Origin of the sequence: Marinobacter sp. MDS2, from assembly GCF_030718085.1 — a bacterium.
Taxonomy (GTDB): domain Bacteria; phylum Pseudomonadota; class Gammaproteobacteria; order Pseudomonadales; family Oleiphilaceae; genus Marinobacter.
On record NZ_JAVAJF010000002.1, the window covers coordinates 118,675 to 144,181 of the forward strand.

Genomic DNA, 25,507 nt, shown 5'->3' on the forward strand with positions numbered 1-25,507 from the left:
CGCAGACAGACTAACGACTAGTCGTCCAGATGCTTACCCAGCATGGCGTGGTAAAGCTCCCGGTCGCCGATGGCGCCGGTGATTTGTCCGCCTTCTTCAACCAACAGGCTGTGGCCGGTGAAGTAGCGAATTTCGACAGCATCGCGTAGCGGTGTGTTTGGTGCGATGCGGGTTGGCTGCTTGGCCAAACTCTCGATGGCTTGTCCCTCTTGCCAGGATTGGGTCTGGAAGGTTTGGCCGTTGCTGGTAACAACCGCTTTTTCCGCCAATTCCGGTGTGTGCAGCCAGATGTCATAGCGCTTGTTCAGGCAACGATTGCCTTGGGCGTCTTCCTGAATTTCCCCGATGGGCAAGGCCAGTGAACGGGCCGCCAAAACATTGAGCGGGTTGGTGCTGGCCACAAAGCTCTTCACGTAATCGTTTTCAGGGTGCAGCACGATGGATTCCGGCTTGCCGTGCTGCACAATCTGGCCATCTTTCATGATGGCGATGTGAGAGCCCAGTTTCAGGGCTTCGTCCAAATCGTGGCTCACGAACACGATGGTTTTCTGCAGTTCTTCCTGCAGGCTCAACAGCTCATCCTGCAGCTGATGGCGAATCAGTGGGTCGAGTGCAGAGAAGGGCTCGTCCATCAGCAGGATTTCGGATTCTGTGGCCAAAGCCCGGGCCAAACCTACGCGCTGGCGCATGCCGCCAGACAATTCATCCGGGCGACACTTGGCCCAGGCTGTAAGACCAACCAACTCCAGTTGACGCGCCACTTTCTTCCGGCGTTTGGCTTTGCTCATGCCTTGCAGCTCCAGGCCCAAGGCCACGTTGTCTTCAACGCTCAGCCACGGCATCAGTGCAAAGCTCTGGAACACCATGGAAATGCGGCGGGTGCGGATGTCGCGCTGCACTTTTTCGCTGGCCTGGGTGAAATCTACCATCTCGCCGTCGTGTTCAATACGGATGGCGCCGCTGGTGACTTCGTTCAAGCCATTGATGCAGCGCAACAGGCTGGATTTTCCGGAGCCGGAAAGCCCCATCAATACGCAGATTTCGCCCTTCTTCACGCTCAGGTTGGCGTTCTGTACGCCCACCACCAAGCCGGTTTTCTCGCGGATTTCAGCACGGTCGAGGCCCTGTTCAATCAGCGGTAGCGCTTGCTTGGGCTGCTTGCCGAAGACAACGTTAACGTTTTCGAATTCGATCATTGTGAGGGCTCTCCAGCATTGCGTTGGCGGAAGAAACGGTCCATCCAGATGGCCAGCAGTACAATGGCCAGGCCTGCTTCGAAACCTTTACCGATATCCACAGTGTTCAGCGCTCGGACTACCGGAACGCCCAAGCCATCAGCGCCGACCAGCGCGGCGATTACTACCATCGACAACGACAGCATGATGCACTGGGTAACACCGGCGCCGATGGAACTCATGGCGGCGGGCAGTTCCACTTTGAACAGCAGCTGTCGTTTGGTGCAGCCAAAGGCTTTACCGGCTTCAAGCAGTTCCGTCGGCACCTGGGAAATGCCCAGGTAGGTCAGCCTGACCGGAGCCGCAATGGCGAAGATAACGGTGGAGATCACGCCGGGCACCACGCCCAGACCAAACAGAGTGAGGGTAGGGATCAGGTACACAAACGGTGGAATGGTTTGCATCAGATCCAGTACGGGTTGCAGGAATTTGTACAGCCATTGGCTGTGTGCGGCATAAATGCCCAGTGGAATGCCGATTACGATGCACAGCAGGGTGGCATAGAGCACCAATGACAAGGTGGCCATGGTGTCTTCCCAGTAGCCGATGTTCCAGATCAGCAGGAAGCTGGCGGCGGTAAAAAGCGTGAGGCCCCAGCGGCGATGGCGCAGGTGGGCGGCCACAGTAAATAGCAATACGAGGGCGGCGGGCGGTATCCACAGAAGGGCGTCGGTCAGCCCGTGAATCATGCTTTGTAAGCCTTCGGATACAGCGTCGAAAAAGCCGCTGAAATTGATGACTAGAAAATCAACAACGTCTTCCATGAAGTCGCCGAAAGGCAGTTGATGCTCAGTTATCCAGTTCATGGTTTTCTGTCTTTTTGGGTGCGGGCATTGCTCGCACGGAAAGTGAAAGGTGTCGGTACTTCGGATCAAGCGCCCCGGGCATCAGCCCGGGGCGTGCTTGTATAAGCCGCGGTGGTGTTGGTTTAACACCCCGGGAGCTTTACTGCTTGAGGTAGGCTTTTACCGCAGGCAGTGCGTCTTCACCGTTCAGGGTGGTGACGCCGTCCAGCCAGCTGGTCAGTACGTCCGGGTTGTTGGACAACCAGGCGTTGGCGGCATCACGCGGGTCTTCGCCGTCGTTCAGGATGGCGCCCATTACTTCGTTCTCCATGTTCAGCGAGAACTTCAGGTTGTTGAGCAGAGTGCCGACGTTCGGGCATTCGTTCAGGTAGTTTTTACGAACGTTTGTGCGAACCGTCGCGCCACCGTAGTTCGGCCCGAAGAAGTCGTCACCGCCGTCGAGATACGCCAGATCGTGGTTGGCGTTCATCGGGTGCGGCTCCCACGCGAGGAAAACGACCCACTGATTGCGGCGAACCGAGCGGCTGACTTGCGACAGCATGCCGGCTTCGCTGGATTCAACCACACGGAAATCGCCCAGCCCGAAGGCATCCTGATCCACCATTTCCTGAATCAGACGGTTGCCGTCGTTGCCGGGCTCGATGCCGTAGATGCGTTCGTTGAACTCGTCCGCGTGCTTGGCAATGTCAGCAAAGCTGGTTACACCTGCGTCGTACACAAACTGCGGTACGGCCAGGGTGTACTTCGCGCCTTCCAGGTTGGTGATGACGTTTTCAACGTCGCCGCTTTCCAGATACGGGCGCACATCGCCTTCCATAGTAGGCATCCAGTTGCCCAGGAATACGTCGATGTCTTTGTTCTTCAGAGAGCGGTAGGTCACCGGCACAGACAGAACTTTTGCGCTGGGCTCGTAACCCATGCCTTCCAGCACTTCGGAGGCGAGTGCGGTGGTGGCGGTGATGTCTGTCCAGCCAACGTCGGCGAAACGAACGGCTTTGCATTCGGCGTTCGGAGCTGCCGCAGCAGCTCCACTCATAGCGAGGCCAGCACAGGCCAACATAATCTTCTTCATAGTCGTTCTCCTTTCTTGGTTTCTTGTCACGTCGTTATCGTTGTGCGTTTTTCCAGTCCGGGTGCTCCCACACGGGGGCTGACGAGGGTGGCAGTAGTTCGCGACCGAGAATGTGGTCGGCGCATTTCTCGGCCAGCATGATGGTGGGCGCATTCAGGTTGCCGCTGACCACGCTCGGCATGATGGAGGCATCCACCACGCGCAGGTTACTCACGCCGTATACCCGGGCTTCTTCGTCAACAACCGCCATGGGGTCGTCGGCCGCGCCCATTTTGCAGGTGCAGGACGGGTGGTACGCACTGTCTGCGTATTCCCGGACAAAGGCATCGATGTCTTCGTCTGTCGTGGCGCTGGCACCGGGCCGGAGTTCTTCGCCACGGAACGGATCGAAGGCGCTCTGGGCGAAAATCTCACGGGTCAGCTTGATGCTCTGCCGCATTTCCCAGCGGTCCCGCTCGGTGCTGAGCAACTTTGGATCGATGATCGGGTGATCGGTCGGGTTGGCGGATCTCAGCTTCAGGAAGCCGCGACTGGTCGGGCGCATGGGGCCAACGTGGGCTTGATAGCCGTGGCATTCCGCGTCTTTTCGGCCGTGGTCGATCACCTGAGACGGCAAGAAGTGGTACTGAATGTCCGGGTGCTGTACGCCCGCTTCTGAGCGAATAAAACCACCGGCTTCCAGATGTGCTGTGCGGCAAGCGCCCCAATCGTGGTTCAGGAACCACTTCACGCCAGCGATGGTTTTGCCCGGCTGGGTGGTGTACTTGTACAGCGTGACCGGTTGGGTGGATTTGTGCTGCACGTAGATTTCCAGGTGATCCTGAAGATTTTTGCCAACGCCCGGGCGATCGGCCACAACCGGTATGTTGTGCTCTTTCAGTTCGTCTGCCGCTCCGATGCCTGAAAGCATCAGCAGCTGCGGTGAGTTGATGGCTCCGCCGCTGACAATGACTTCTTTGCGGGCGGCTACGCGAAGGGTTTTGCCATTTTGAATGTATTCCACGCCCACGGCTTTTTCGCCTTCAAACAGGATGCGGGTGGTCATGGCACCGGTTTCGGCCGTCAAATTCGGACGGTTCAGCGCGGGTCGCAAGTAGGCCTGGGCTGCGCTCCAGCGCTTGCCTTTGCGAATGGTCATGTCCATTTCGCCGAAGCCTTCCTGCTGGTAGCCGTTCATGTCTTCAGTATAGGGGTAGCCGGCTTGTTTGGTGGCTTCCAAAAACGCCCCGAACAGCGGGTTGGGCTCGTCGCCGGTATGCACGTTCAACGGGCCGTTGCCGCCGCGGTAGTCGTCGGCACCTTTTTCCCGGCTTTCGGCTTTGCGGAAGTAGGGCAGTACGTCCTGGTAGCGCCAGCCTTTTGCACCTTCGTCGTGCCAGCGGTCGTAGTCGTACGCGTGGCCGCGGATGTACACCATGGCGTTCAGGGTGGAACCGCCGCCCCAGACTTTACCGCGAGGCCAGTACAGTTTGCGGTTGTTGAGGTATTTCTGCGGCTCGGTGTGGTAGTACCAGTTGTACTTGTCGTCCATGAGGTTGTACATGAGCGCCGCAGGCATGTGGATCTTCCAAGTGTCGTCGCGGCGGCCCGCTTCCAGCACCAATACCTGGTGCTCACCGCTTTCGCTCAACCGGTTGGCCAGCACGCAGCCGGCGGAACCGGTGCCTACAACCACGTAGTCAAATTCGTTATCAAACTTCAAAGCTGTCTCCTTCATACGGATGCGGGCTAGTCGCCCGCAGCGATACTCGTGGGAATGGCGATGTCAGAACGGGGCCTCAAGCGGGGCCATGCCGACGTATACGGATTTGGTCTGGGTGTAATGCGCGAGGGTTTCGCGACCGTTCTCGCGGCCCAGACCTGAAAGCTTGTAGCCACCCACCGGCATTTCGGCGGGTGAGGCACCAAAGCTGTTGATCCAGCAGATGCCGGCCTCCAGCTGATGAATCACGCGGTGGGCGCGGGTGGTGTCGGTGGTGAAGACCGCTGCGGCCAAACCGTAGTCGGTGTCGTTGGCACGCTTGATCACCTCTTCTTCGGTATCGAACGGCAGTACCGACATCACCGGGCCAAAGATTTCTTCCCGCACAATGGTCATGTCGTCGGTGCAGTCGGCAAACACGGTGGGGGCCACGAAATACCCGCCTTCGCAGCCGGCGGGTTGCAGTGCTGTGCCACCGGTGAGCAATCGCGCCCCTTGCGCTTTGCCGCTGTCGATGTACTTCATCACCAAGTCGCGATGCTTGGCGCTGATCAGGGCACCGAAGTTGGTGTCTGGATGTTCTGGATCACCGGCGATGATGTTGTTCTCGGTGCGCTTTACCAGTTCATCGAGGAAGGCGTTGTAAATCGAACGCTGTACGAACACCCGGGTGCCGTTGGTGCACACTTCGCCCTGAGTGTAGAAGTTGCCGAGCATGGCGGCAGACACGGCCTGTTCCAGGTTAGTGTCTTCGAAAACCACCAACGGGGATTTGCCGCCCAGTTCCATGGTGACGGATTTCAGTGACGAGGCGGAATCGGCCATCACGGTGCGACCGGTTTTTGCTTCGCCAGTAAAGGACACTTTTGCGATGGCGGGCTCGGCGGTCAGCATTTGTCCCACTCGGTGGTCGCCTTGAGCCACGTTAAACACGCCAGCCGGTACGCCGGCTTCGATGTAGATCTCGGCCAGCTTGATTGCGCCCAGTGGGGTTTCTTCTGACGGCTTGAAGATCATGCTGTTGCCGCAGGCCAGCGCCGGCGCGGATTTCCAGCAGGCGATCTGCAGCGGGTAGTTCCAGGCACCGATGCCTGCACAGATGCCCAGTGGCTCGCGGCGGGTGTAGAAAAAGTCTGGCCCTAGGTGCTGGCTTTCGCCGGTGATGCTGGAGGCTTGGCCGGCGAAGTACTCCACCGAATCGGCACCGGTTACTACGTCTACTACGCTGGCTTCCTGCCAGGGTTTGCCGGTATCCAACACTTCGATTTTCGCCAGCGCGTCATTGCGTTCGCGCAGGATGTTGGCAGCGCGGTTGAGAATGCGCCCGCGCTCCAGACCGCTCATCGCGGACCAAGCGTTAAAACCTTCCCGGGCGCTCTCAACGGCGGCTTTCATCACGGATTCGTCGGCTTGTTCAACCTGATAGATCACCTGGCCGGTTGCCGGGTTCACGACATCAAACCGTTCACCGCTTTGATTGGCCATGGGTTGGCCGTTAATAAACGATTGATAAATGGGCAGCGTCATCAGGAAGCTCCGTTATTTGCTTGAATGGCTTGGTCTATATAGGTTTTGCACAGGGTGACGGCTTGTGAGGGTTCAATACGGCCTTCACTCATGGCCGCTCGAAGCCAGAAGCCGTCGATCAAGGCCGCAATGGTCTGAGCGGTGCTGCGCACTTGCGGCTCTGGCATCAGATCGCGCAAATAGAACATCAGGTTGGACAGCAGGCGGCGCTCGTTCACGCGTTGCAATCGCATCAGATCCGGGCTGTGCATGGCTTGGGTCCAGAACGCCAGCCAGGTTTTTGATGACTGAGCGTGGGTCTGAACGCCGGAGAAATTGGCATCGACAATGGCCATCAGCCGTTCCCGCGGGGTGTTGGGCCGGTCTGCCATCAGTTTGGATACATCTTGCTGAAGCGAAGACAGCAAATGCCGCATGGTGGCTTCGAGCAGACCCTGCTTGCCCCCGAAATAATGACTGACAATGCCCACAGACAAACCGGAAACCGCAGCGATTTTCCCGATGGTTGCGCCTTGGAAACCATACTCTTCAATGACCTGAAGCGTTGCATCGATGAGTTGCTGACGCCGAATTGTTTCTACTCCGATTCTTGCCATGGTGTCCCGGCTCCCCTCGCTCTGAATATATGTTCAATTTTTTGAATGAGCGTTCAATTTTGACAAGCGTAATGGTTTGAAGACTAAATATCAAACCGTCGAAGTAGTACGGTTTTAGCCTTGTTTGGCGCTGGCTGTGGGCTGGAAGGTGATTTTTGGGGCTTTTAATTGTTTAGAAGGCGAATGAATGTGGTCGAAAAGCGCGATGGCAGTGCCGTTGGCGGGTTTCGACCCAAATTTCTTTGGGCGTGTGTGGGTTTCTACCCATTTTCGGGGTTTGGTTGTCGTGCGGTTTATTTAATTTATTGTTTTATATCGGTTTTTGTTTTGTGGCCCGAGGTTTGCTGATAGTTGTTTCAGGAGGTCGAGGTCGGCCTTACCTGCACCGAACAAACAAAACGCATCGGGAGCCTTTTTATGAAACTTCAGACCATCGTGGCGGCAGCGTTCGCCTCATCTGTATTTGCTGCAACACCGGCTGTTGCACAAGACCGCGCCGGATGGCCGGACAGCTTTACCGTCGGTACGGCCAGCCAGGGTGGCACCTACTTCGCCTACGGTTCTGGCTGGGCAAACTTTGTTGCTGAAAACCTGGGTGTATCTGGTGGTGCTGAAATCACTGGCGGCCCGGTTCAGAACATGGCGCTGGTGCACACCGGCGACCTGAAGTTCGGTTTGACCACCATGGGCCCCGCCCGTGAATCCCGCGACGGCGAAAGCCCTCTGGCCCCGGGCATGAAGATGGACAATGTCTGCGCCATGTTCCCGATGTACGAGACACCGTTCTCTATTACGGCGCTGAGCAGCACCGGTATCAAATCTATTTCTGACATTCCTGACGGTGCGACCATCGGTTTCGGCCCGGCAGGATCTACGTCTGACACTTACTTCCCGCGCATGATGGAAGCCCTGGGGGTTAACTTTAAGCGCCGTAACGGGAGCTGGTCGGATCTGGGTGGCCAGTTGCAGGATGGCCTGATTGATGTGGTTGCGTTTGCGGCGGGTATTCCGATTCCGGCGGTTAGCCAGCTGGAAGTTCAGACCGATGTAAACATCATTGGTATGAACGATGAAGAAGCCAAGAAAATCGTTGATCAGTTCCCGGTGTCCGAGTTTGTGATTCCGGCCAGTACTTACCAGTCTCTGGACGAGCCTTCGCGTGTGGTTTCTATGTGGAACTTCGCCATGGTGAACTGCGATATGCCGGAAAGCTTTGTCTATGAAATCACCAAGCTGACCATGGAGAACAACGAGAAGATGGTGTCGATCCACAAAGCGGCGCGTTTCTCCGTTCCGGAAAACTACAGCAAGAACACGGTGCTGCCATGGCACCCGGGCGCTGCCCGTTGGTTTAACGAAAACGGTTACACCATCGAAGCCGACGCCATCAAGTAATGCGGCTTGAGCCCCGGAGCGCTGTGCCGCTTCCGGGGCTTGGTTGTTTCTGAAAACACGCCTTGTTCATAGGCAGGACCAATCATGACCAAAGAACATTTTCCCGCTGATGGTGAGAAGCCATTGGCCGAGAACCTGACGATTAACGACGATCACTTGCTCGCGCACGATGTTGACGAAGAGCCTGTAGAGGCTAACCGCCGCTTGTTTACCGGGCTGTTGCTCAAGTTCGTGATCATGCTGGCCATTGCCTATTCCGTGTTCCATTTGTACACGTTGAACGTGGCGCCCATGGAAACCTGGTCGTTCCGGATTGTGCACGTTGCCGGCGCCTTGGTGTTGGGTTTTATTTTGTTTGCCGGTGCCCGTTTTGTTTCCTCCGAAGAAGGCGCTGCACGGCATAAATGGACATCCTGGATCAGCGCGGTTGCTTTGATTCCCGCTTTTTACGCGCTGTACCAAACCTATTCTTTCGATTTGCAGTTGAAGGCTGGCGCGTTCCGGGTGCCTGCCGAACTGGAAACCTGGCACTTTGGCTGGCCTTTGTTGGCCGCCACTGGCATCGGTATTGTGATGAGCTGGTTCCATCAGCGTGATCGTGCACGTTTCAGTGTGCCCGACCTGGTGCTGGTGGTGTGCTCGATTGCCGTTGCGGCTTACTTGCTGGTGGTGTTCAACACCTCGATGCGCATGACCACGGGCACCGCTTTTGCGCCGGTGGGTATTTCTTTCGCGGCCGTTGCCGGTACTGCTTTGATCATGGAGCTGACTCGTCGAGTGGCGGGCATGGCGCTGGTCGTGATCGGGCTGGTGTTTCTTGCCTACGTGTTTGTGGGCCCTTATCTGCCGGGGTTCCTGGGTTACCCGGGGTTGTCGGTTCAGCGTTTCTTCAGTCAGGTGTACACCGATGCCGGTATCTTGGGGCCGACCACTGCGGTGTCGTCTACCTACATTATCCTGTTCATCATTTTCGCCGCGTTTCTGCAGGCTTCCAAAGTGGGTGACTACTTTGTGAACTTTGCCTTTGCCGCGGCGGGCCGTTCCCGTGGTGGCCCTGCCAAGGTGGCGATTTTTGCCTCTGGCCTGATGGGTATGATCAACGGCACCAGTGCCGGTAACGTTGTATCAACCGGTTCGTTGACTATTCCGTTGATGAAGCGGGTCGGTTACAGCAAAGAATCTGCGGGAGCGGTTGAAGCGGCTGCGTCTACCGGTGGGCAGATCATGCCGCCGATTATGGGGGCCGGCGCCTTTATCATGGCGGAAATTACCGGTATTCCTTACACCGACATTGCCATTGCGGCGATTATTCCTGCGATTCTGTATTTCGCCTCTGTGTTCTTCATGGTGGATTTTGAAGCCAAGAAGCTGGGCATGCGCGGGATGCGCAGCGACGAGTTGCCGAACCTGAAGGTTCTGGCGCGTCAGGTTTACTTGTTCGCACCGATCATCATTTTGATTGTGGCGTTGTTCCAGGGTTATTCGGTGATTCGTGCCGGTACTTTGGCGACGGTTTCGGCCGCGGTTGTGAGCTGGATTTCACCTAATAAAATGGGCATCCGTTCGATTTTGCGGGCCTTTGAAATCGCGGCTTACATGTCTATCCAGATCATCGTGGTGTGTGCGGCCGCCGGTATTATTGTGGGTGTTATCTCACTGACCGGTGTGGGTGCGCGCTTCTCGGTGTTGCTGCTGGATGTGGCGGCTCACAGCAATTTGCTGGCGCTGGTGTTTGCAATGTTCATCTCCATCTTGCTGGGCATGGGCATGCCAACCACCGCCGCTTATGCGGTAGCAGCTTCTGTGGTGGCTCCGGGCTTGGTGCAGCTGGGTATTGAGCCGCTGACGGCACACTTCTTCGTGTTCTACTTTGCTGTGGTATCAGCCATTACACCGCCGGTTGCCTTGGCTTCCTACGCGGCTGCGGGTATTTCCGGTGCCAATGCCATGTCTACTTCGGTGGCATCGTTCCGTATCGGTATCGCCGCGTTCATCGTGCCGTTCATGTTCTTCTACAACGGTGCGCTGTTGATGGAAGCTGAGTGGGTAGAGATCGCCCGGGCATTGATTACAGCGGTCTTTGGTGTGTACCTGTTGTCGGCCGGTGTGCTGGGCTGGTTCGCCAAATCTGCGGCCCCGGTTTTGGTGCGCTTGCTGCTGATTGCGGCCGCTTTGCTGACCATCGAAGGCGGTATGTGGACCGACTTGGCGGGTATCGGGTTGGCAGTGATTGCCTACCTGATTCAGCGCAAGCGTGCGCCAGGACTGGCCGCGGCCTGACGTGATTAAGTCAGAGCAGGACAACGGGCAGGGCAGCCGGTTGTCCTGCCGGGTTCCGGACGTTAGTCTAGAGGCTTTTCCGGAACCCGACCCCATGCTTTATCGGATCAGTGTTGTTGTCGTTCTGACTGCCACCCTGTTGTTGTCTTGGGTGCTCGGCGGTTGGTTTGGATACCGTCAGCTTGAGAGCGACAGTGTTCAGGAAGCCTTCCGCTACCGGCAGTTGGTTGCCAACGAACTGAACCGTTATATCCCCGTTCCCGAGTTGATTGCGGAACATCCTTTATTGGCAGAAGCCCTCAAGCGCCCTGATGATCCTGTCACCTTGCTCAAAGCCAATGAGCAAATGCAGCGCATGGCGACAATCGTGGGCGGTTCCGACATCTACCTGATGGATTTGACCGGTCTTGCGATTGCCGCCAACAACTTTGGCCAGCCCGACAGCTTTGTGGGGAGCAACTATTCTTACCGGCCTTACTTTTACGATGCTCTGAACACCGGCGGGTCGGTGGTGTACTTTGCGTTGGGGACTATGTCGCTGGAGCGCGGCCTGTACTTTTCCCACCCGGTGCGGAGTCAACGGGGTGAGGTGTTAGGTGTGGTTGCCGTCAAGGTGTTGGTGCATGAGCTGGAATCCCACTGGCAACGCCCGGACATTAAACACCAAGCCGAAATGGTGGTGTTGGATGGCGACGGTATCAGCTTTCTGGCCAGTAACCGGAAGTGGTTGTACCGGGATTTTTCACCGACAGGCGATGCTGCCACAAACCCCAAGGTGCGTCAGCGCTATCCGCAGCGCGAGCTGAAGCCGATCGACTTCACGGTGCAGGATGGCCCGTGGGTGTTGTCGGAACATGCCACCCGTATTCGGATAAACGAAGGGCATTCGGAGCAAAGCTATCTGGCGTTAGACGCCGGATTGCCCCGGCTGGATTGGCGGCTGGTGGTGATTGCCGACACCCGTTCAGTGTTCTGGACCCGCGTCGGGTTCCTGGTGGGCGGTGGCGCGATTTTCCTGGCCGGTTTTCTGACCTGGTTGTATTTGCGTGAACGGCATAGGCGAGAGCGGGAGCTGGCGGCCCGGGGCGAGCAGTTGGAGCGCAGGGTGGCCCAACGCACCGTGGATCTAAAGCGTTCGAACGATCAATTGCTGGCGGAGATTCAGGAACGGGAGCGGGCGCAAACCGAGCTGCGGGAAACCCAACAGGAGCTGATTCAGGCCGCCAAGCTGGCGGTGCTTGGGCAAATGTCGGCGGGCCTGAACCATGAGATCAATCAGCCGCTAACGGCGATTCAGGCCTATGCCCGCAACAGTCGAAAGTTCCTGGAGCGCGGCGCGGGTGACATGGTTGATGCCAACCTGCAGGAAATCGTGACCCTGTGCGACAAAATGGCGGAGTTGATTAGCCAATTCAAAGTGTTTGCGCGTAAATCCGAGGGGCCGCCCTCGTTAGTGGACCTGCGGCTATCGGTAGACGCCGCCTTGAAAATCATCACCGCACAGAGCAGCAGTGACGGCATTAATATTCGCTGGTTGCGGCCGGATGCCCCCACCATGTGCCATGGTGATCTGATACGGGTTGAGCAGGTGATGGTGAACCTGATGGCCAACGCCGTTCAGGCCGTTGAAGAGCAGGCCGAGCCAGAAATTCAGGTGGAGATCGCAGAAGAGGGCGACTACTGGCTGTGCGTGGTACGGGACAACGGCCACGGCTTGCCCCGCAACACGGAACAGGTGTTCGAGCCGTTCTTCACCACCCGCTCAGTCAAGCAAGGTTTGGGTTTAGGGTTATCGATTTCCAAGCAGATTGTAGAGTCTCTCGGTGGCAGCTTGTCTGGCCATAACCGGCCAGACGGCCCGGGTGCCGAGTTTGTTCTGAAACTGAAACAGCGTAGGGCAGAAGAATGACCGCACCGGTAGTGATCTTTGTGGATGATGATCCCGATATTCGGATGGTGATGGAGCAGACGCTGGCGCTGGAAGATCTGCCGGTGGCTTGTTTTTCGGATGGTGAGTCAGCGCTCAAAAGCGTGGGGCCGGAATACCAAGGCATCGTGTTGAGTGACTACAACATGCCGGGCATGAACGGTCTGGAGTTGTTACAGGCGGTGCGAACCATCGATGAGGACATCCCCGTTATCCTGCTGACGGGGCAGGGCGATATCAGTACGGCGGTGTCGGCCATGCAGCAGGGTGCCTATGATTTCATCGAGAAACCGTTTGATCACGAGGAACTGATCGAGCTTCTCAAGCACGCGCTGGAAAAACGCCATCTGGCGCTGGAAAACCGCCGCTTGAAGGCGCAGTTGCGGCAACTGGCCAAGCCAGGGCCCAGAATTTTGGGTGACTCCCCAACCATGCAGCGGGTGATGGCAACGGTTGAGCCGATTCTTGATATTTCCGCGAACATTTTGCTGCACGGTGAGACTGGCTCGGGGAAAGATGCACTGGCGCGCTACATTCACGAGAGTAGCCCCCGCAGCGCCCACAACTTTGTTGCGATCAATTGCGGTGCGGTGCCCGAAAACCTGATCGAGAGTGAATTGTTTGGTCATGAGGTGGGGGCTTTTACCGGAGCGGATAAGCGCCGTATCGGCAAGGTGGAGTACGCGCACCAAGGCACGCTGTTTCTGGATGAAGTGGAAAGCATGCCCATGCCGCTGCAGGTCAAGCTGCTGCGCGTGCTGGAAGAGCAGAAGGTGGAGCGTTTGGGGAGTAACCAGGTGCTGGATGTGGATGTACGCATCATTGCCGCCACCAAGGCCGATCTGAAAAAGCTGAGCGATGACGGTGAGTTCCGGCCGGACCTGTATTACCGCCTGAACGTGGTAAAAGTGGATATTCCACCGCTTCGGGAGCGTAAAGACGACATCCCCACACTGTTCCATCACTTCGCGCTGATTGCGGCCGCCCGTTACGACCGTGAAAGTGTGCCGTTGGATGCCCGGCAAGCTGCCCGGCTGATGCAACATTCCTGGCCCGGCAACGTTCGAGAGCTTCGAAATCTGGCGGAGCGTTACGTGCTGTTAGGGCCTGCTGCGTTAGAGGATAGTGACAGTGCTGACACCCGGCATTTAGCGGGTCGGCAAACGCTGTCCGAAATGATGGATGGGTTCGAGCGGGCGGCGATTGTGAGTGCGCTCAATGCGTGTCAGGGCAGTATTAAAGACACCATGGTCGCGCTCGGCATTGCCCGAAAAACGCTGTACGACAAGATGAAAAAGCACGGCTTGGACAAGGCTCAGTTCAAAGACTGAGCCCATGGAAAAACCGTAAAAATCGCTGCTCTTCCAGCTGAGCCTCATGCAGGGTGGTTGCCCGAAACCGGAGCTTGGTTCCGGGGGGGCGCTGGGCCAGAGCATCCAGGCTTCTTGGCGTGACTGCACCGAGTTTCGGGTAGCCGCCGATGGTCTGCCGGTCGTTAAGCAGGATGATCGGTTGGCCATCGGCGGGCACCTGAATGGCGCCCAGGCTGGTGCCTTCCGAAATCAGCGATGTACCGCGTACTTCCAGCTCCGGGCCTTTGATGCGGGCGCCCATTCGGTCGGTTTGCGGAGACAGTGTGTAGGTGTTGGTGAAAAAAGTATGCAGCACCCGCGCCGGGAAACGGTCTATCTGGGCGCAGGGAATCACAGCCAGGTTGAGTTCTTCTTTGTAGTCCGGTTGCCAGGCTTCGGGTACTTTTCGGCTCTTAATGGACGGCTGTCCGACCAGGCAGGGCAGGCGGTCGCCTTCTTTCAGTGGGCGACCATCGCCTCTTACGCCACCGATCCCTTCGCGCACAAAGTTGGCGCAGCTACCGCCCAGTCCGGTTTCGATCTGGAACCCACCTGCCACGGCGAGGTAAGAGCGAATGCCTGTTTTGGGGGCGCCGATGGTAACGGTGTCGCCAGCCCTTACCGGAAGCGCCGTCCACAGCGGTTGCTGTATCCCGTTGATGGAGCAGGGTGCGCTGGCACCGGTTACTGCAATCCAGGTGTCGAGTTCGGAGGTGAACTCGACGCTGCCGAAGGTGATTTCCAGGGCCGCTGAGTCGTAGCTATTCCCCATCAGGCGGTTTGCCCAGGCCCAGGCGTGGCGATCCATGGCGCCACCACTGGTCAGCCCCATGTGCATAACGCCTTTGCGCCCTGCGTCCTGAAGAAGGCTTAGGAATCCCGGTTTGATGAAAACAAGGCCTGCTTGATTGCTCATTGTCCGCCTCCGGTTTTTTCTGGTGCCGGGCTGTCATTTTCCCAGGGCAGATCGTCAAGTCGGCCACCCAGCTTTACATACTCTTCGAGGTCTATCGGGCGGAACCGGACCCGTTGGCCGGCTTCCAACAAGGATGGCTTGTCACGGTTCGGGTCAAACAGGGTTAGCGGCGTTCGGCCAATCAGGTTCCAGCCACCGGGCGATTGCAGCGGATACATGGCAGTCTGGGTGTCGGCAATGCCCAAGGTCCCTGCAGGCACTTTCGCTCGCGGAGTTTCTTGCCGGGGGGTGTTCAGTTGTTCGGGTACCTGACCAAGGTAGGCGAATCCGGGAGCGAACCCGATGGCAAACACGTTGTAGGTTTGCTGGCTGTGCAACTCAATCACCTGTTCTGCCGAAAGGCCTGCGCGGGCGGCGATAGCGCCCAGGTCCGGGCCGACTCTGGGGTGGTAAAGCACCGGAATGTCGATAACCTCACTGTCAGCACTTTCGGGGCCCGCCTCTGGCAGATCTGCCAGGATGCTCGCCACTGAGGCCATCAGGCTGGAGAAATCATCGTGCGCCAGGTCATAGCGGAGAAGCAGTGTGGTGTAGGACGGAACGGTGTCGATCAACCGGCCAGCGAGCTTGATTCTGAGCGCTTCGGCGGCCCGGTGAATCCGCTCAACCAGCTGAATGTCGATGCGCTCGCCAAAGTGCAGGGTAACGGTGTCTACGCCGGTAATTTCATAACGCCAGAACATCAGCCCTTTGCTCCCAGTGCTGCGCGAATGGCTTTGACGGCGGCAACCGAGTCTGCGTTATCGCCGTGCACGCAGAGGGTGTCTGCTTCCAGGTGAAGCGTCGCGCCATCGATGGTCCGAATGGGTTTGCCTGCTGACAAGTTTCTGGCTTGCTCAATAATGGTCTGCTGATCTTTATGTACGGCGCCGGGTAGGCTGCGGGCAACAATATAACCGTTCTGATCGTAGGCCCGGTCGGCAAAGGCTTCCAGCAGCAGCACCACGCCTTGTTTTTGGCAGGCAGCTTTTAAAGGCTGATTATCTGCCGTGGTCATGGCCATCAGCGCCAGTGGTTGAGGCGAGCTCTGAATCGCCACCAGCACCGCCTCGAGAATGGCCTCGTTGCGCATCATGTCGTTGTACAGAGCCCCGTGAGGTTTCACGTAGTGGAGGGTGCCACCTTCTGAGGCGGCAATTTGGCTCAAGGCTCCGACCTGGTACCGGATAAGTGCGCTGATTTCTTCGGCACCGAACGCGATGGAGCGCCGGCCGAAGCCCTGAAGGTCCGGGTAGGCCGGATGGGCACCCAGAGTGACGCCGTTGGCCAGCGCAAGGCGCACCGTCTTGTGCATGGTCATCGGGTCGCCGGCGTGAAAGCCGCAAGCGATGTTGGCCTGGTCTATATAGGGCATGACCTGTTCGTCCATACCCATGGTCCAGGCGCCAAAGCTTTCTCCCAGATCGCAATTCAATAACATAACCGCCTCCGATTGTTCTTGTGAAGCAGGTGCTCGCTGCCTGAAAAACACTCAATACAAACAAATTATAGATAAGATGTCGCTAAATCAAGGTAAAAATACGGATATAATTAACATGAATTGTTTGACATGGAATCTTTCCGGCGCTAATTTGATTGAATAAAGCACACTTTTCCGGTGTGTGCGTGTCATTCGATCAATGTTTGATCGTGGTTTTGAGTTTACAAAAACAATCATGAGTGATTCGCCCGGAGTTACGGTTCTGCGGCACGGGAGGAAAATATGAAAGTATCAATGAAGCACTTGGCAGCGGTTGCGTTGTCTGTAGTGGTCGCCAATGTTCAGGCGGAAACCAAGTGGGATATGCCGACACCGTATGGCGACTCCAATTTCCACACTGTGAACATCCGAGAGTTTGCCGAGGACGTCAGCAACGCAACTGACGGAGAGATGAACATCGTTGTTCACAGCGGTGGCTCACTGATTAAACACCCCGAAATCAAAAACTCGGTTCGTCGTGGCCTGGTGCCCATCGGCGAGCTGATCATGTCGCGTCTCGCCAACGAAGACCCGCTGTTTGAAGTGGACTCAGTGCCGTATCTGGCCAGTAACTACGATGAAGCCTGGGCGCTTTGGCTTGCCTCCCGCGATGTGCTGGCACAGCGCCTTGAGCGCCAGCGGCTGAAGCTCCTGTTTGCGGTGCCCTGGCCGCCGCAGGGCATTTACACCAGCTTTCCGGTAGAAACCGGCAAGGAACTCCAGGGTGTAAAAATGCGCGCCTATAACAAGTCCAGTGAGCAGCTTGCAGAACTGTTTGGTGCCGTGCCAACTCAGGTTGAGGTGCCGGATATTCCCACCGCGTTCGGGACCGGTCGTGTGGATGCCATGATCACCTCTCCGTCTACCGGAGCGAACACCAGGGCCTGGGATTACCTGACCCATTTCAACCATGCGCAGCTGTGGCTGCCCAAAAACATGGTGGTGGTGAACGCCAAGGCGTTCCGCCGTCTTCCGGAGTCGGTTCAGAGTGCCATTGAAGCGGCAGGGGTTGAGGCTGAAAAGCGTGGCTGGGCGGCCAGCAAAGCTGAAACCGAAGCCAAAATCGCCATCATGGAAGAGAACGGCATTGTGGTGTCTGAGCCCAGTGAGACATTGGTACCGAGGCTGCAAGAAGTGGGCGCAACTATGGAAAAAGAATGGTTGGAGCGTGCTGGCAGCGACGGCAAAGCGATTGTTGAAGCCTATCGCGCGCGCTGATTGTTGATGGCGTTACACGAATAATAACCGGGAGTACTCCCATGAACAGGTTTCTGGACAATTTGTACCGCCTTGGCGGCTATCTTTCGGCGATACAGCTGACGGTCATCATGGTCATGGTGGTGCTCCAGGTGTTGGGGCGGATTCTAGATAAGGCTCTGTTGGCGCTGGGCATGAACTCAATAGGCCTGCAGGTGCCCGGGCTGGCGGAGCTGGCAGGCTTTCTGTTGCTGGGGGCTACGTTCACCGGCCTGGCTTACACACTGACGGTGGGCGGGCATATCCGGGTTGATCTGTTGCACAGAACCTTGCCAGCGGCAGTTCGGCGCGGGCTGGACATTCTGGTGGCGCTGGTGGCTCTGGCCATCACAGGCTTTGCGATATGGTTCAGTATTTCATTGGCCTATGACAGTTACGATTTTGGCGATGTCTCGATTGGTATGGTGCCGGTGCCGCTGTGGATTCCCCAGGCGGTCATGGTGGCGGGCTTGGTGCTGCTTGCGGTTGCCCTGCTGGATGTGATGATTGGGCTGATGACTGGTCGCCTCACCCAAATCAAAGACGAAGCCCCTCAGGAGTAAACCATGGATATGATCTGGATGAGCCTGCTGCTCCTGGCCGGGCTTCTGATTCTTCTTGGCGCGGGGCTCTGGGTTGCCTTTGCCCTGACCGCTACGGGCCTTGCAGCCCTGCATTTTCTGAGCAGTATTCCGGTGGGTGATAGCCTGTCGACCTCGTTTTTCAGTGCCAGTGCTTCCTGGGAGCTGGCAGCCCTGCCGATGTTTATCTGGATGGGGGAAGTGTTGTTCCGGTCTCGCCTGTCTGAACAGATGTTCAGTGGTATCGCACCCTGGGTTGGCCGTATACCGGGCAGACTGCTGCATACCAATATCATCGGCTGCGGTATTTTTGCCGCGATTTCCGGGTCATCGGCGGCCACTGCGGCCACCATCGGGAAGATGTCAGTACCTGAGCTGACCCAGCGCGGTTATGACCGTAAACAGATTCTGGGCACGCTGGCGGGTTCTGCCACACTGGGGCTGTTGATTCCTCCCTCCATTATTCTAATTGTGTACGGCGTCGCCACCGAGCAGTCCATCGCCCGGCTGTTCGTGGCGGGCATTCTGCCCGGCCTGTTGCTGATGGTGTTGTTTGCGGTTTATGTGGGCATCTGGTCGAAAATGAATCCGGCTGGCGTGCCGGCCGATGAGGAAGAAGCGCTGCCGTTGGCCGAGAAAATCCGCCGCAGCAAGCCGCTGATTCCGGTGGTGTTGCTGATTGTCGGTGTCATCGGCTCCATCTATGCGGGGTTGGCGTCCCCCACCGAGTCTGCCGCTATCGGCGTGGCTCTGGCGCATTTGTTGTCTTGGCGTGGTGGCTCGCTCAACCGAGAGACTTTTGGCCAGGCTCTGATGGGCACGGTCAAAACCTCGACTATGATCGCGTTCATTCTTGCCGGCGCGCATTTCCTGACGGTGTCGATGGGCTTTACCGGGATCCCGCGGGATCTGGCTGCATGGATCAATACCCTGTCGCTGTCGCCCTATGTTCTGTTGTTGGCATTGACGGTATTTTTTATTCTCCTGGGCTGCTTCCTCGACGGTATTTCTGTGGTGGTACTGACCACTTCTGTGGTCCTGCCGATGGTGCAGGCGGCCGGTATCGATCCGCTCTGGTTTGGTATCTACCTCGTGATTGTGGTGGAAATGAGTCAGATAACGCCGCCGGTGGGTTTCAACCTGTTTGTGATTCAGGGGCTGACCGGGGATAACATCATCCGGGTGGCACTGGCGGCGCTGCCATACTTCCTGTTGCTGCTTGCCGGCGTGGTGCTGATCACTCTGTTCCCGGATATTGTCACCTACCTCCCCAATCAGATGGGTAATTGATAGACTCAGCGCCCGCAGGACCAACCCTGCGGGCTGGCCGTTTTTCAGCAATAAGGTTGTGGAGAGACTATGAACAATAAACCAGAGGATATCCGAACCCTGCACAATGAGGATGAGCCACAAGCCAGAAAAGCAGTGGGGCCCATTGTGTCTTCTGCTCACCTTTCCGGCCGGGCAGCGGAGCTCTCGGAGCTGGAATTCGGTTTGATTGTGGCGGGTAATGCCTTCAATCGCTGGATGGTGCGGTGCATGAATGCCACCGGGCTGCCAGAGTTGAGTCCCTTGGATATTCTGGTGCTGCACAGCGTGAATCACCGGGGGCGCTCGAAAAAAGCCGGCGACATTTGCCTGGTGCTGAACGTCGAAGACACCCACACGGTCACCTATGCACTCAAAAAGCTGCTGAAGCACGAGGTTGTGGCGTCGGAACGCAGGGGGAAGGAAACCTTTTATTCGATCACAGAGCAGGGCGAAACGGTCTGTAAAGCCTATGCCGAAATCCGGGAGAACTGCTTGGTCGATTCGCTGCGCACGCTCGGCTTCTCGAATACGGATCTTGGTTCTATTGCCAGTTTTTTACGGGGTATTTCAGGGTTGTATGACCAGGCTGCCCGTTCGGCAGCCTCGTTGTGATGTTTTGCATGCCCGTAAGATTGCGGGTGCGCAAGTTCTTGGCTCCTCAGGGCGCAATCTTCTGCTTCAATGCCTTGGTTAACGGCCTCGGCAAACTGGGCAACGAGCGCAGCAGCCACGGTAATACCTTTCGTTTAACGCCGTTCAGAGACTCCGGCACCACTGCTTCGATCAGATGCGGTCCGGGGTTGTTCTGGGCGTACTCCATGGCTTTTAACAACTCTTCGGTGGTGTGTACCCGAATACCGTGCACGCCCATACTTTGGGCCAGCTGGGCAAAGTGAGTGACAGGGCCGCTGATGTCCAGCTGAGACTTGGCCTTGTCGCCCGCCTCTTCGGCACCCACCCGTTCCAATTCGACATTCAGAATCGAATAGGAGGCGTTGTTGAAGATAATCGATGTGACGTTCAGCTGCTCGCGCGCCATGGTCCACAAAGCTTGAATGGTATACATAGCGGTGCCGTCGCCGATCAGCGCGTACACCGGACGGTCCGGGCACGCAATGGCAGCACCGGTTGCACTGGGCAAGCCCTGACCGATAGCCCCACCGGTAAGGGTGATGATGTCGTGCCGGGGCGCGCCTGCGGTCATGGCGTTTAGCATTAAACCGGAGGTGATTGCCTCATCCACGATGATGCTGTTTTCGGGCATCATGTGGCCTAGTGCCTTACAGACTTTCTCTGCAGTCAGTTTGCCACGAGGGCGTGATGGTCGGGCAGGCTGCTGAAGTTCTGGCTCTGCCTTGCTGGCTCCCAGCGTATCCGCCAGTTTGTTCAAACTGGTGAGTGCATCTTGCTCGGGCGTGGATAGGGTATAAAGCGTGCAGTGCTCAGGTACCAGATCACTGGCTTTGCCGGGATAGGCGAAGAACGAGACCGGCGGCTTAGCATCCACCACAATCAAATTGTCGTATTCGGATAATTGCAGCGTGGCTAATTCTGCCAAATAAGCGATCCGTTCAACCGGCGGTAGGCCCACGCCCCGTTCAATACGAGTCGGGAAGGTTTCCGCGAACAGCTTTACACCACTGTGAGCTGCAATCCGAGCCGCGGCTATCAAGCTGGGTTCACGGAGTGCCTGGCCGCCAAGTAGTAGCGCGGTTTTCTTGTCGCTGCGTATCGCTTCCGCAACGGCTTGGACCGTGGCATCGTCAGCACCGATGAGTTCCGGCTCCGGCAGCGGCGCGCAGGGTATACCCCCTTCGCCCCAGGAAACATCGGCAGGCAAAATCAATGTGGCCACTTGGCCGGGAAGGCCTTTGGCAGCTGCAATAGCTTCAGCGGCATCCTGGCACAGTTGCTCAGTGGTTTGAGAGGTGCGAACGAAACCGGGTGAGACGTTACGAGCGACGGTTTCGATGTCTGATTGCAGTTGGGCGTTGTACTTAACGTGATAAGTGGCGTGGTCACCGACAATGTTCACGACCGGCACCTTGCCCTTGCGCGCGTTGTGGAGGTTGGCCAAACCGTTCCCCAAACCGCAGCCTAGGTGCAGTAGGGTGGCTGCGGGCTTGTCGGCCATACGGGCGTAGCCATCGGCGGCGCCGGTGGCGACCCCTTCAAACAGAGCTAATACCGCACGCATTTTGGGCTCATTATCCAAAGCGGCGACAAAATGCATTTCGCTGGTGCCCGGGTTGCTAAAGCAAACCTCAATTCCGGCATCTACCAGTGTTTTCATCAAAGCCTGAGCGCCGTTAGGCATGGATCTTCTCCTGATCAGTATTCTTATTGGTGTTGCTAAAAGCTTGAATCAATCTGCCGCCAAAATGGAGCGAGCCGCCGCCCGGGCTGTCATGATACAACCGGGTAAAAAGGTTCCTTCGAGTGACCGTTTGCCGTTGGCGCCTCCGCCGCCAAAGCCCGCGGCCTCCCCTACGCAGTAAAGGCCGGGAATCGGTTGATTATCGCTATCCAGAACCCGACTTTGTAAATCAGTGCGCAGGCCACCGAGACTTTTACGCGTGGTCAATTGCATGTGAATGGCGATAAACGGCCCTGCGCCGGGTTTCTGCAAGGGGGCGGGTTTGCAGGTTCGAAGCCGGTCTGGGCCCCATTGCCTTGCGTGTTGGATCAGCCGGATTTGCGGGTCGTTGTTGAGCTGGTTGCCCTTATGAAAATTGGCGTCGAAGGCATCGGCAGTGGCTTTGAGCGTGGCGGGGTTGATATCCATCGAGCAGGTCAGCCGGTTCATTTTGTCGGCCAGCTCTTCCAGGGTGTCGGCTACCAAAAAATGCGGGCTTTCGTGTTCCATTTGCTTCACCAGTGGCTTATTGCCTAGCAGCAGTTCTTTCAGGAACAGAGGAAATTGTTTATCGCGGATACGGGCGTTGTGCTCGGCGCCGGAGATGGCAAATTCTTTCAGGGCAATGCGCCGGTTCAGCAGGTGCCAGGTCCAGGGTTTTTCCTGAGCCGCCACTTGCTGGCACAGCCAATGAGTGTCGAAACCGGTAACCAGGGGTTCAGGGCCGATGCGTTCTCCGCGATGATTCAGCCACAGGGCCGACTTGCTGGGAATGGTGGAAAGCCCGTGGCCTTTAAAGTGCGGGTAGGGGTGGGGAAAACCCGCTGCATAGTTCCACATTTCGCCAGCGTGGGTGATCTTTGCCCCCAGGTTGTCTTCGGTCCAGTGATGCAGTTTGCCGTCCGCATACGGGTGCGCGCCATTGAGCATGGTGGCTGGCTGCGGCCGTTCTGCCGGCCAGTTGGCCCTGCATTCTTTGTGACTGCCGTTAATGCCGCCCATAGCCAGAACGACAGCGGGCGCGCTGAAGCGCACCTCTTCTCCGGTTTGTTCGTTGACGGCAACGGCACCGGAGACTTTTCCGCCCTCGTGTTCCAGGCCGGTAATCCGGTGCTGATGCAGCAGGGTCAGGCGACCGCCGGAATTGGCCTGATGCATGGCCTCAATCATTTTTCGTGTGAGCTCGCGCGAGGTGCCCCAAACAATGTGGTAGCGGGGCACGGTGTTGCCATCGGCCAGTCGGCCACGCTCCACCCAATTCACGGCAGGCATGAATTTCAGCCCTTCGCTTAGCAGCCAGTCGTAGACCTCGGTGCGGGAGTTTTCCACATAATATCGGGCCCATCTCATGGGCCATTGGTCTTCCGGATCCAGTTCACCAAACCTAAGCCAGTCGTTCAGGGCGGTTTCGGGGGAGTCGGGGATTTTCAGCCGTCGTTGCAGCGGTGTATCCACCAAGGCCATGCCTCCAAAGGCCCAAAGGGCAAGCCCGCCGAGGCGTTCGGGTGTATCGCGATCAACGAGCGTGACGGTTTTTCCGGCCCGAAGGGCTTCAAGGGCTGTAATGATACCCGCCAGGCCGCCACCGGCGACCAGCACGTCTGATGAATGAGTTTTGGCCATGGAGTGTCCTGTTGGCTCTGGTTGTAATAGTTGTTAAGGGATGCTGCCCCGTGGCTGAGGCTAGGTCAAGACATGGCATGCGGGCAGGAGGGGCCAGAACACAGGGCAGGATGAGCCGCCCTGTGTTCGACGTGCAGATCAGAGGTTGGCTTCAGCGAATTCCGCCAGTACCGATCGGGGTACGCCTTGAAGGTGAATGTGTCCACCGTGTTGAAAGCCTTTAAAGCGTTCGGTCATGTACGTCAGACCGGAGCTTAACGGGCTCAAATAGGGCGTATCGATCTGTGCCAGGTTACCCAGGCAAATCACTTTCGAGCCGTTACCGGCCCGGGTAATGATGGTTTTGATTTGGTGAGGTGTCAGGTTTTGGGATTCATCGATGATGATCAGGCTGTGCTGGAAACTGCGCCCACGGATGTAGTTCATGGATTTGAAGTGCAGCGGCACCTTGCTAAGGATGTAATCCACGCTGGCCGACATGTTTTCGTCGTCTTCGTGCAGTGCTTCCAGGTTATCGACGATGGCACCCAGCCAGGGCTCCATTTTCTCGGCTTCGGTGCCGGGCAGGAAGCCGATGTCCTCATCCAGACCTTGGGTGGATCGGGTGGCGATGATGCGTTTGTAAAGCTTGCTGGCCACGGTCATCTCGATACAAGCCGCCAGTGCCAGGATGGTTTTACCAGAGCCGGCTGAGCCGGTCAGGTTAACCAGATGGATTTCCGGGTCCAGCAGCAGGTGCAGGGCCATGGCCTGATAGATGTCTCTGGGTACCAGTCCCCAGACTTCTTCGTTCATCAGGTCGTCGTGCAGAAGATCTTTGATCACCAGTTGATCGTCGGAGACATCCACCACCTGGCCGATGAAACCTCGCTCATCGATAACAAACTCGTTGATGTTGAGCTTGGCCAGCACTCCTTCGCGCTTGAGCAGGTGTTCGGTCACGCCGGCGCGCTGAACGGTTTCCACTTTGGCAATGTTGTCCCAGAAGGAGTTCGGGAATTCGGTGTAGCCTTTGGGCAGCAGATCGATGTCGTCCAGCAACTGGTCGTTGTGGTAGTCCTGAGCCTCGACACCAAAGCCCCGCGCTTTCAGACGCATGTTGATGTCTTTACTGACCAGAATGATGTCGTGCGACGTGTGCCGTTCCTGCAGCGCCGCCAGGGTGTTGATGATCTTGTTATCGTTCAGGTGCTCGGGCAGAGAATGGTTGCCGTTGCGTTCGGTGCTCATGATGATCGCGAGCGTGCCCAGTGGGTCTGCTTTTTTGCCTCGCAGAATAGGCACGCCTTTCTCGATGTCTTTCGGATTGGCATCACCGAGCAGCTTGTCGATGTTACGGATCGCCTGGCGGCAGTCGGCCGCAACCGTTTGTTTGCCGGATTTCAGACTGTCGAGTTCCTCAAGGACGGTCATCGGGATGATGACGGCGTGTTCTTCAAAGTTCAGGAGGGCGTTGGGATCGTGGATAAGAACGTTGGTATCGAGGACGTACATTTTTTTGCGAGCTTGCGGTGCTCTTGGCATAGATGCGTTACCTCTGTGTTGTGTCAGTCGCACTCGGCGCAGCGCTGGGACAGCTCTTTGTCTGAAATTAATTTGAGCATGTCGTAAGTCGTAATGATGCCAGTGATTTTTGAATCTCTGGTGACAAAAATACGGTGCAGGTGTTCGCCCATCATGACATTGGCAATATCCCGGACCGGGGTGTTTTCATCGACCGAGAATACCAGGGGGGTCATGATGTCTCTGACTTCTACCGGTACTTTGCCCATTTCCTCGAAGATCACCATGCGCAGGCGCCGCGCTTCGTCTTGTTCCTCTTCGGTCAGCTTGGGCTGATCTTCCGAACGAGACGCGTTCCAGCGAAACTCGGTGATGTCTTTGAGGGTGGCGATTCCAATAATTTCGCCGTTGTCGTCGGTGACAGGGCTGCCGGTGATTTCATTGTCGGTAAGAAACCGCGCCAGGCGATCCATCGTCCAGTTCTGAGGGACCGCTTTGATGGTGGGGGTCATGATCTCGTGGGCGAGAATAGGCATCAGATCTTAGCTCTTCCAATCGCAGTGTTTCAGA

General features: G+C 57.1%; 21 protein-coding genes. 8 read left to right on the forward strand and 13 right to left on the reverse strand.

The genetic code is table 11. From position 1 onward, the window contains the following. Positions 1 to 17 precede the first annotated feature (17 nt). The 6 genes from choV to betI all read right to left on the reverse strand — a co-directional run bounded on the left by choV (position 18) and on the right by betI (position 6,938). On the reverse strand, positions 18 to 1,196 hold the full coding sequence (gene choV, locus Q9245_RS11385) for a choline ABC transporter ATP-binding protein (protein ID WP_305897300.1): 1,179 nt from the start codon (positions 1,194 to 1,196) through the stop codon (positions 18 to 20). After that, positions 1,193 to 2,041: a choline ABC transporter permease subunit gene (gene choW / locus Q9245_RS11390; RefSeq protein WP_305897301.1), complete on the reverse strand. Its 849-nt coding sequence runs from the start codon at positions 2,039 to 2,041 to the stop codon at positions 1,193 to 1,195. Before choW ends, choV begins: the two co-directional genes overlap by 4 nt. Positions 2,042 to 2,180: 139 nt before the next feature. Then, a complete protein-coding gene (locus Q9245_RS11395; protein ID WP_305897302.1) occupies positions 2,181 to 3,113 on the reverse strand; it encodes a choline ABC transporter substrate-binding protein in 933 nt (310 codons plus the stop codon). 34 nt (positions 3,114 to 3,147) lie between these two features. Beyond that, positions 3,148 to 4,815, reverse strand: a complete 1,668-nt coding sequence (gene betA / locus Q9245_RS11400; protein ID WP_371824811.1) for a choline dehydrogenase — start codon at positions 4,813 to 4,815, stop codon at positions 3,148 to 3,150. Positions 4,816 to 4,878: 63 nt separating this feature from the next. Beyond that, a complete protein-coding gene (gene betB / locus Q9245_RS11405) occupies positions 4,879 to 6,342 on the reverse strand; it encodes a betaine-aldehyde dehydrogenase (RefSeq protein WP_305897304.1) in 1,464 nt (487 codons plus the stop codon). Then, complete coding sequence (gene betI, locus Q9245_RS11410; RefSeq protein WP_305897305.1) at positions 6,342 to 6,938, reverse strand: transcriptional regulator BetI; 597 nt, start codon at positions 6,936 to 6,938, stop codon at positions 6,342 to 6,344. Before betI ends, betB begins: the two co-directional genes overlap by 1 nt. 417 nt (positions 6,939 to 7,355) lie before the next feature. Between betI and Q9245_RS11415 the strand changes: the two genes are divergently transcribed. The 4 genes from Q9245_RS11415 to Q9245_RS11430 all read left to right on the forward strand — a co-directional run bounded on the left by Q9245_RS11415 (position 7,356) and on the right by Q9245_RS11430 (position 13,871). Then, positions 7,356 to 8,333: a TAXI family TRAP transporter solute-binding subunit gene (locus Q9245_RS11415; RefSeq protein ID WP_305897306.1), complete on the forward strand. Its 978-nt coding sequence runs from the start codon at positions 7,356 to 7,358 to the stop codon at positions 8,331 to 8,333. A gap of 84 nt (positions 8,334 to 8,417) precedes the next feature. Continuing rightward, positions 8,418 to 10,613, forward strand: a complete 2,196-nt coding sequence (locus tag Q9245_RS11420; RefSeq protein ID WP_305897307.1) for a TRAP transporter fused permease subunit — start codon at positions 8,418 to 8,420, stop codon at positions 10,611 to 10,613. Between the two features lie 94 nt (positions 10,614 to 10,707). Then, positions 10,708 to 12,522 (forward strand): ATP-binding protein, encoded by a 1,815-nt coding sequence (locus Q9245_RS11425; RefSeq protein WP_305897614.1) that lies wholly within the window; start codon positions 10,708 to 10,710, stop codon positions 12,520 to 12,522. Then, a complete protein-coding gene (locus tag Q9245_RS11430) occupies positions 12,519 to 13,871 on the forward strand; it encodes a sigma-54 dependent transcriptional regulator (protein ID WP_305897308.1) in 1,353 nt (450 codons plus the stop codon). Before Q9245_RS11425 ends, Q9245_RS11430 begins: the two co-directional genes overlap by 4 nt. Here Q9245_RS11430 and Q9245_RS11435 read toward each other — a convergent pair. Genes Q9245_RS11435 through Q9245_RS11445 form a run of 3 tightly spaced genes read right to left on the reverse strand, consistent with a single transcriptional unit; the run spans position 13,861 to position 16,288 of the window. Next, a complete protein-coding gene (locus Q9245_RS11435; RefSeq protein ID WP_305897309.1) occupies positions 13,861 to 14,808 on the reverse strand; it encodes a biotin-dependent carboxyltransferase family protein in 948 nt (315 codons plus the stop codon). The genes Q9245_RS11430 and Q9245_RS11435 overlap by 11 nt on opposite strands. Then, a complete protein-coding gene (gene pxpB / locus Q9245_RS11440; protein WP_305897310.1) occupies positions 14,805 to 15,551 on the reverse strand; it encodes a 5-oxoprolinase subunit PxpB in 747 nt (248 codons plus the stop codon). Before pxpB ends, Q9245_RS11435 begins: the two co-directional genes overlap by 4 nt. Then, complete coding sequence (locus Q9245_RS11445; RefSeq protein ID WP_305897311.1) at positions 15,551 to 16,288, reverse strand: 5-oxoprolinase subunit PxpA; 738 nt, start codon at positions 16,286 to 16,288, stop codon at positions 15,551 to 15,553. Before Q9245_RS11445 ends, pxpB begins: the two co-directional genes overlap by 1 nt. A 282-nt stretch (positions 16,289 to 16,570) precedes the next feature. Here Q9245_RS11445 and Q9245_RS11450 point away from each other — a divergent pair, with 282 nt between their 5' ends. From Q9245_RS11450 to Q9245_RS11465, 4 genes are all read left to right on the forward strand, one after another. Continuing rightward, positions 16,571 to 17,545, forward strand: coding sequence for a TRAP transporter substrate-binding protein (locus Q9245_RS11450; protein ID WP_305897312.1), 975 nt, complete (start codon positions 16,571 to 16,573; stop codon positions 17,543 to 17,545). Positions 17,546 to 17,586: 41 nt separating this feature from the next. Beyond that, complete coding sequence (locus Q9245_RS11455) at positions 17,587 to 18,126, forward strand: TRAP transporter small permease (RefSeq protein ID WP_305897313.1); 540 nt, start codon at positions 17,587 to 17,589, stop codon at positions 18,124 to 18,126. A gap of 3 nt (positions 18,127 to 18,129) precedes the next feature. Further along, the gene (locus tag Q9245_RS11460) at positions 18,130 to 19,434 is read left to right on the forward strand and encodes a TRAP transporter large permease (RefSeq protein ID WP_305897314.1); all 1,305 of its coding nucleotides are present in this window, start codon (positions 18,130 to 18,132) and stop codon (positions 19,432 to 19,434) included. A gap of 69 nt (positions 19,435 to 19,503) precedes the next feature. Continuing rightward, positions 19,504 to 20,067 carry a winged helix DNA-binding protein gene (locus Q9245_RS11465; protein ID WP_305897315.1) on the forward strand — a complete coding sequence of 188 codons (564 nt, stop codon included), beginning with the start codon at positions 19,504 to 19,506 and terminating at the stop codon, positions 20,065 to 20,067. Positions 20,068 to 20,113: 46 nt separating this feature from the next. On the opposite strand, the gene Q9245_RS11470 is transcribed toward Q9245_RS11465, so the two are convergent. The 4 genes from Q9245_RS11470 to Q9245_RS11485 all read right to left on the reverse strand — a co-directional run bounded on the left by Q9245_RS11470 (position 20,114) and on the right by Q9245_RS11485 (position 25,473). Continuing rightward, positions 20,114 to 21,772: an acetolactate synthase large subunit gene (locus tag Q9245_RS11470; RefSeq protein ID WP_305897316.1), complete on the reverse strand. Its 1,659-nt coding sequence runs from the start codon at positions 21,770 to 21,772 to the stop codon at positions 20,114 to 20,116. A gap of 48 nt (positions 21,773 to 21,820) precedes the next feature. Beyond that, complete coding sequence (locus Q9245_RS11475; protein ID WP_305897317.1) at positions 21,821 to 23,434, reverse strand: FAD-dependent oxidoreductase; 1,614 nt, start codon at positions 23,432 to 23,434, stop codon at positions 21,821 to 21,823. A 138-nt stretch (positions 23,435 to 23,572) separates the two neighbouring features. Continuing rightward, a complete protein-coding gene (locus Q9245_RS11480; protein WP_371824812.1) occupies positions 23,573 to 24,958 on the reverse strand; it encodes a PhoH family protein in 1,386 nt (461 codons plus the stop codon). A 23-nt stretch (positions 24,959 to 24,981) separates the two neighbouring features. Then, positions 24,982 to 25,473 (reverse strand): HPP family protein, encoded by a 492-nt coding sequence (locus Q9245_RS11485; protein WP_305897318.1) that lies wholly within the window; start codon positions 25,471 to 25,473, stop codon positions 24,982 to 24,984. Between the last annotated feature and the right edge of the window lie 34 nt (positions 25,474 to 25,507).

Bases quoted from the DNA above. Each gene is read 5' to 3' on its own strand.
- Q9245_RS11480 (WP_371824812.1), bottom strand. From the start codon at position 24,958: ATGCCAAGAGCACCGCAAGCTCGCAAAAAAATGTACGTCCTCGATACC.
- Q9245_RS11445 (WP_305897311.1), bottom strand. From the start codon at position 16,288: ATGTTATTGAATTGCGATCTGGGAGAAAGCTTTGGCGCCTGGACCATG.
- Q9245_RS11475 (WP_305897317.1), bottom strand. From the start codon at position 23,434: ATGGCCAAAACTCATTCATCAGACGTGCTGGTCGCCGGTGGCGGCCTG.
- Q9245_RS11485 (WP_305897318.1), bottom strand. From the start codon at position 25,473: ATGCCTATTCTCGCCCACGAGATCATGACCCCCACCATCAAAGCGGTC.
- Q9245_RS11430 (WP_305897308.1), top strand. From the start codon at position 12,519: ATGACCGCACCGGTAGTGATCTTTGTGGATGATGATCCCGATATTCGG.
- choV (WP_305897300.1), bottom strand. From the start codon at position 1,196: ATGATCGAATTCGAAAACGTTAACGTTGTCTTCGGCAAGCAGCCCAAG.
- Q9245_RS11450 (WP_305897312.1), top strand. From the start codon at position 16,571: ATGAAAGTATCAATGAAGCACTTGGCAGCGGTTGCGTTGTCTGTAGTG.
- Q9245_RS11455 (WP_305897313.1), top strand. From the start codon at position 17,587: ATGAACAGGTTTCTGGACAATTTGTACCGCCTTGGCGGCTATCTTTCG.
- Q9245_RS11425 (WP_305897614.1), top strand. From the start codon at position 10,708: ATGCTTTATCGGATCAGTGTTGTTGTCGTTCTGACTGCCACCCTGTTG.
- choW (WP_305897301.1), bottom strand. From the start codon at position 2,041: ATGAACTGGATAACTGAGCATCAACTGCCTTTCGGCGACTTCATGGAA.
- betI (WP_305897305.1), bottom strand. From the start codon at position 6,938: ATGGCAAGAATCGGAGTAGAAACAATTCGGCGTCAGCAACTCATCGAT.
- Q9245_RS11435 (WP_305897309.1), bottom strand. From the start codon at position 14,808: ATGAGCAATCAAGCAGGCCTTGTTTTCATCAAACCGGGATTCCTAAGC.
- pxpB (WP_305897310.1), bottom strand. From the start codon at position 15,551: ATGTTCTGGCGTTATGAAATTACCGGCGTAGACACCGTTACCCTGCAC.
- Q9245_RS11420 (WP_305897307.1), top strand. From the start codon at position 8,418: ATGACCAAAGAACATTTTCCCGCTGATGGTGAGAAGCCATTGGCCGAG.
- Q9245_RS11415 (WP_305897306.1), top strand. From the start codon at position 7,356: ATGAAACTTCAGACCATCGTGGCGGCAGCGTTCGCCTCATCTGTATTT.
- Q9245_RS11465 (WP_305897315.1), top strand. From the start codon at position 19,504: ATGAACAATAAACCAGAGGATATCCGAACCCTGCACAATGAGGATGAG.
- Q9245_RS11460 (WP_305897314.1), top strand. From the start codon at position 18,130: ATGGATATGATCTGGATGAGCCTGCTGCTCCTGGCCGGGCTTCTGATT.
- betB (WP_305897304.1), bottom strand. From the start codon at position 6,342: ATGACGCTGCCCATTTATCAATCGTTTATTAACGGCCAACCCATGGCC.
- Q9245_RS11470 (WP_305897316.1), bottom strand. From the start codon at position 21,772: ATGCCTAACGGCGCTCAGGCTTTGATGAAAACACTGGTAGATGCCGGA.
- Q9245_RS11395 (WP_305897302.1), bottom strand. From the start codon at position 3,113: ATGAAGAAGATTATGTTGGCCTGTGCTGGCCTCGCTATGAGTGGAGCT.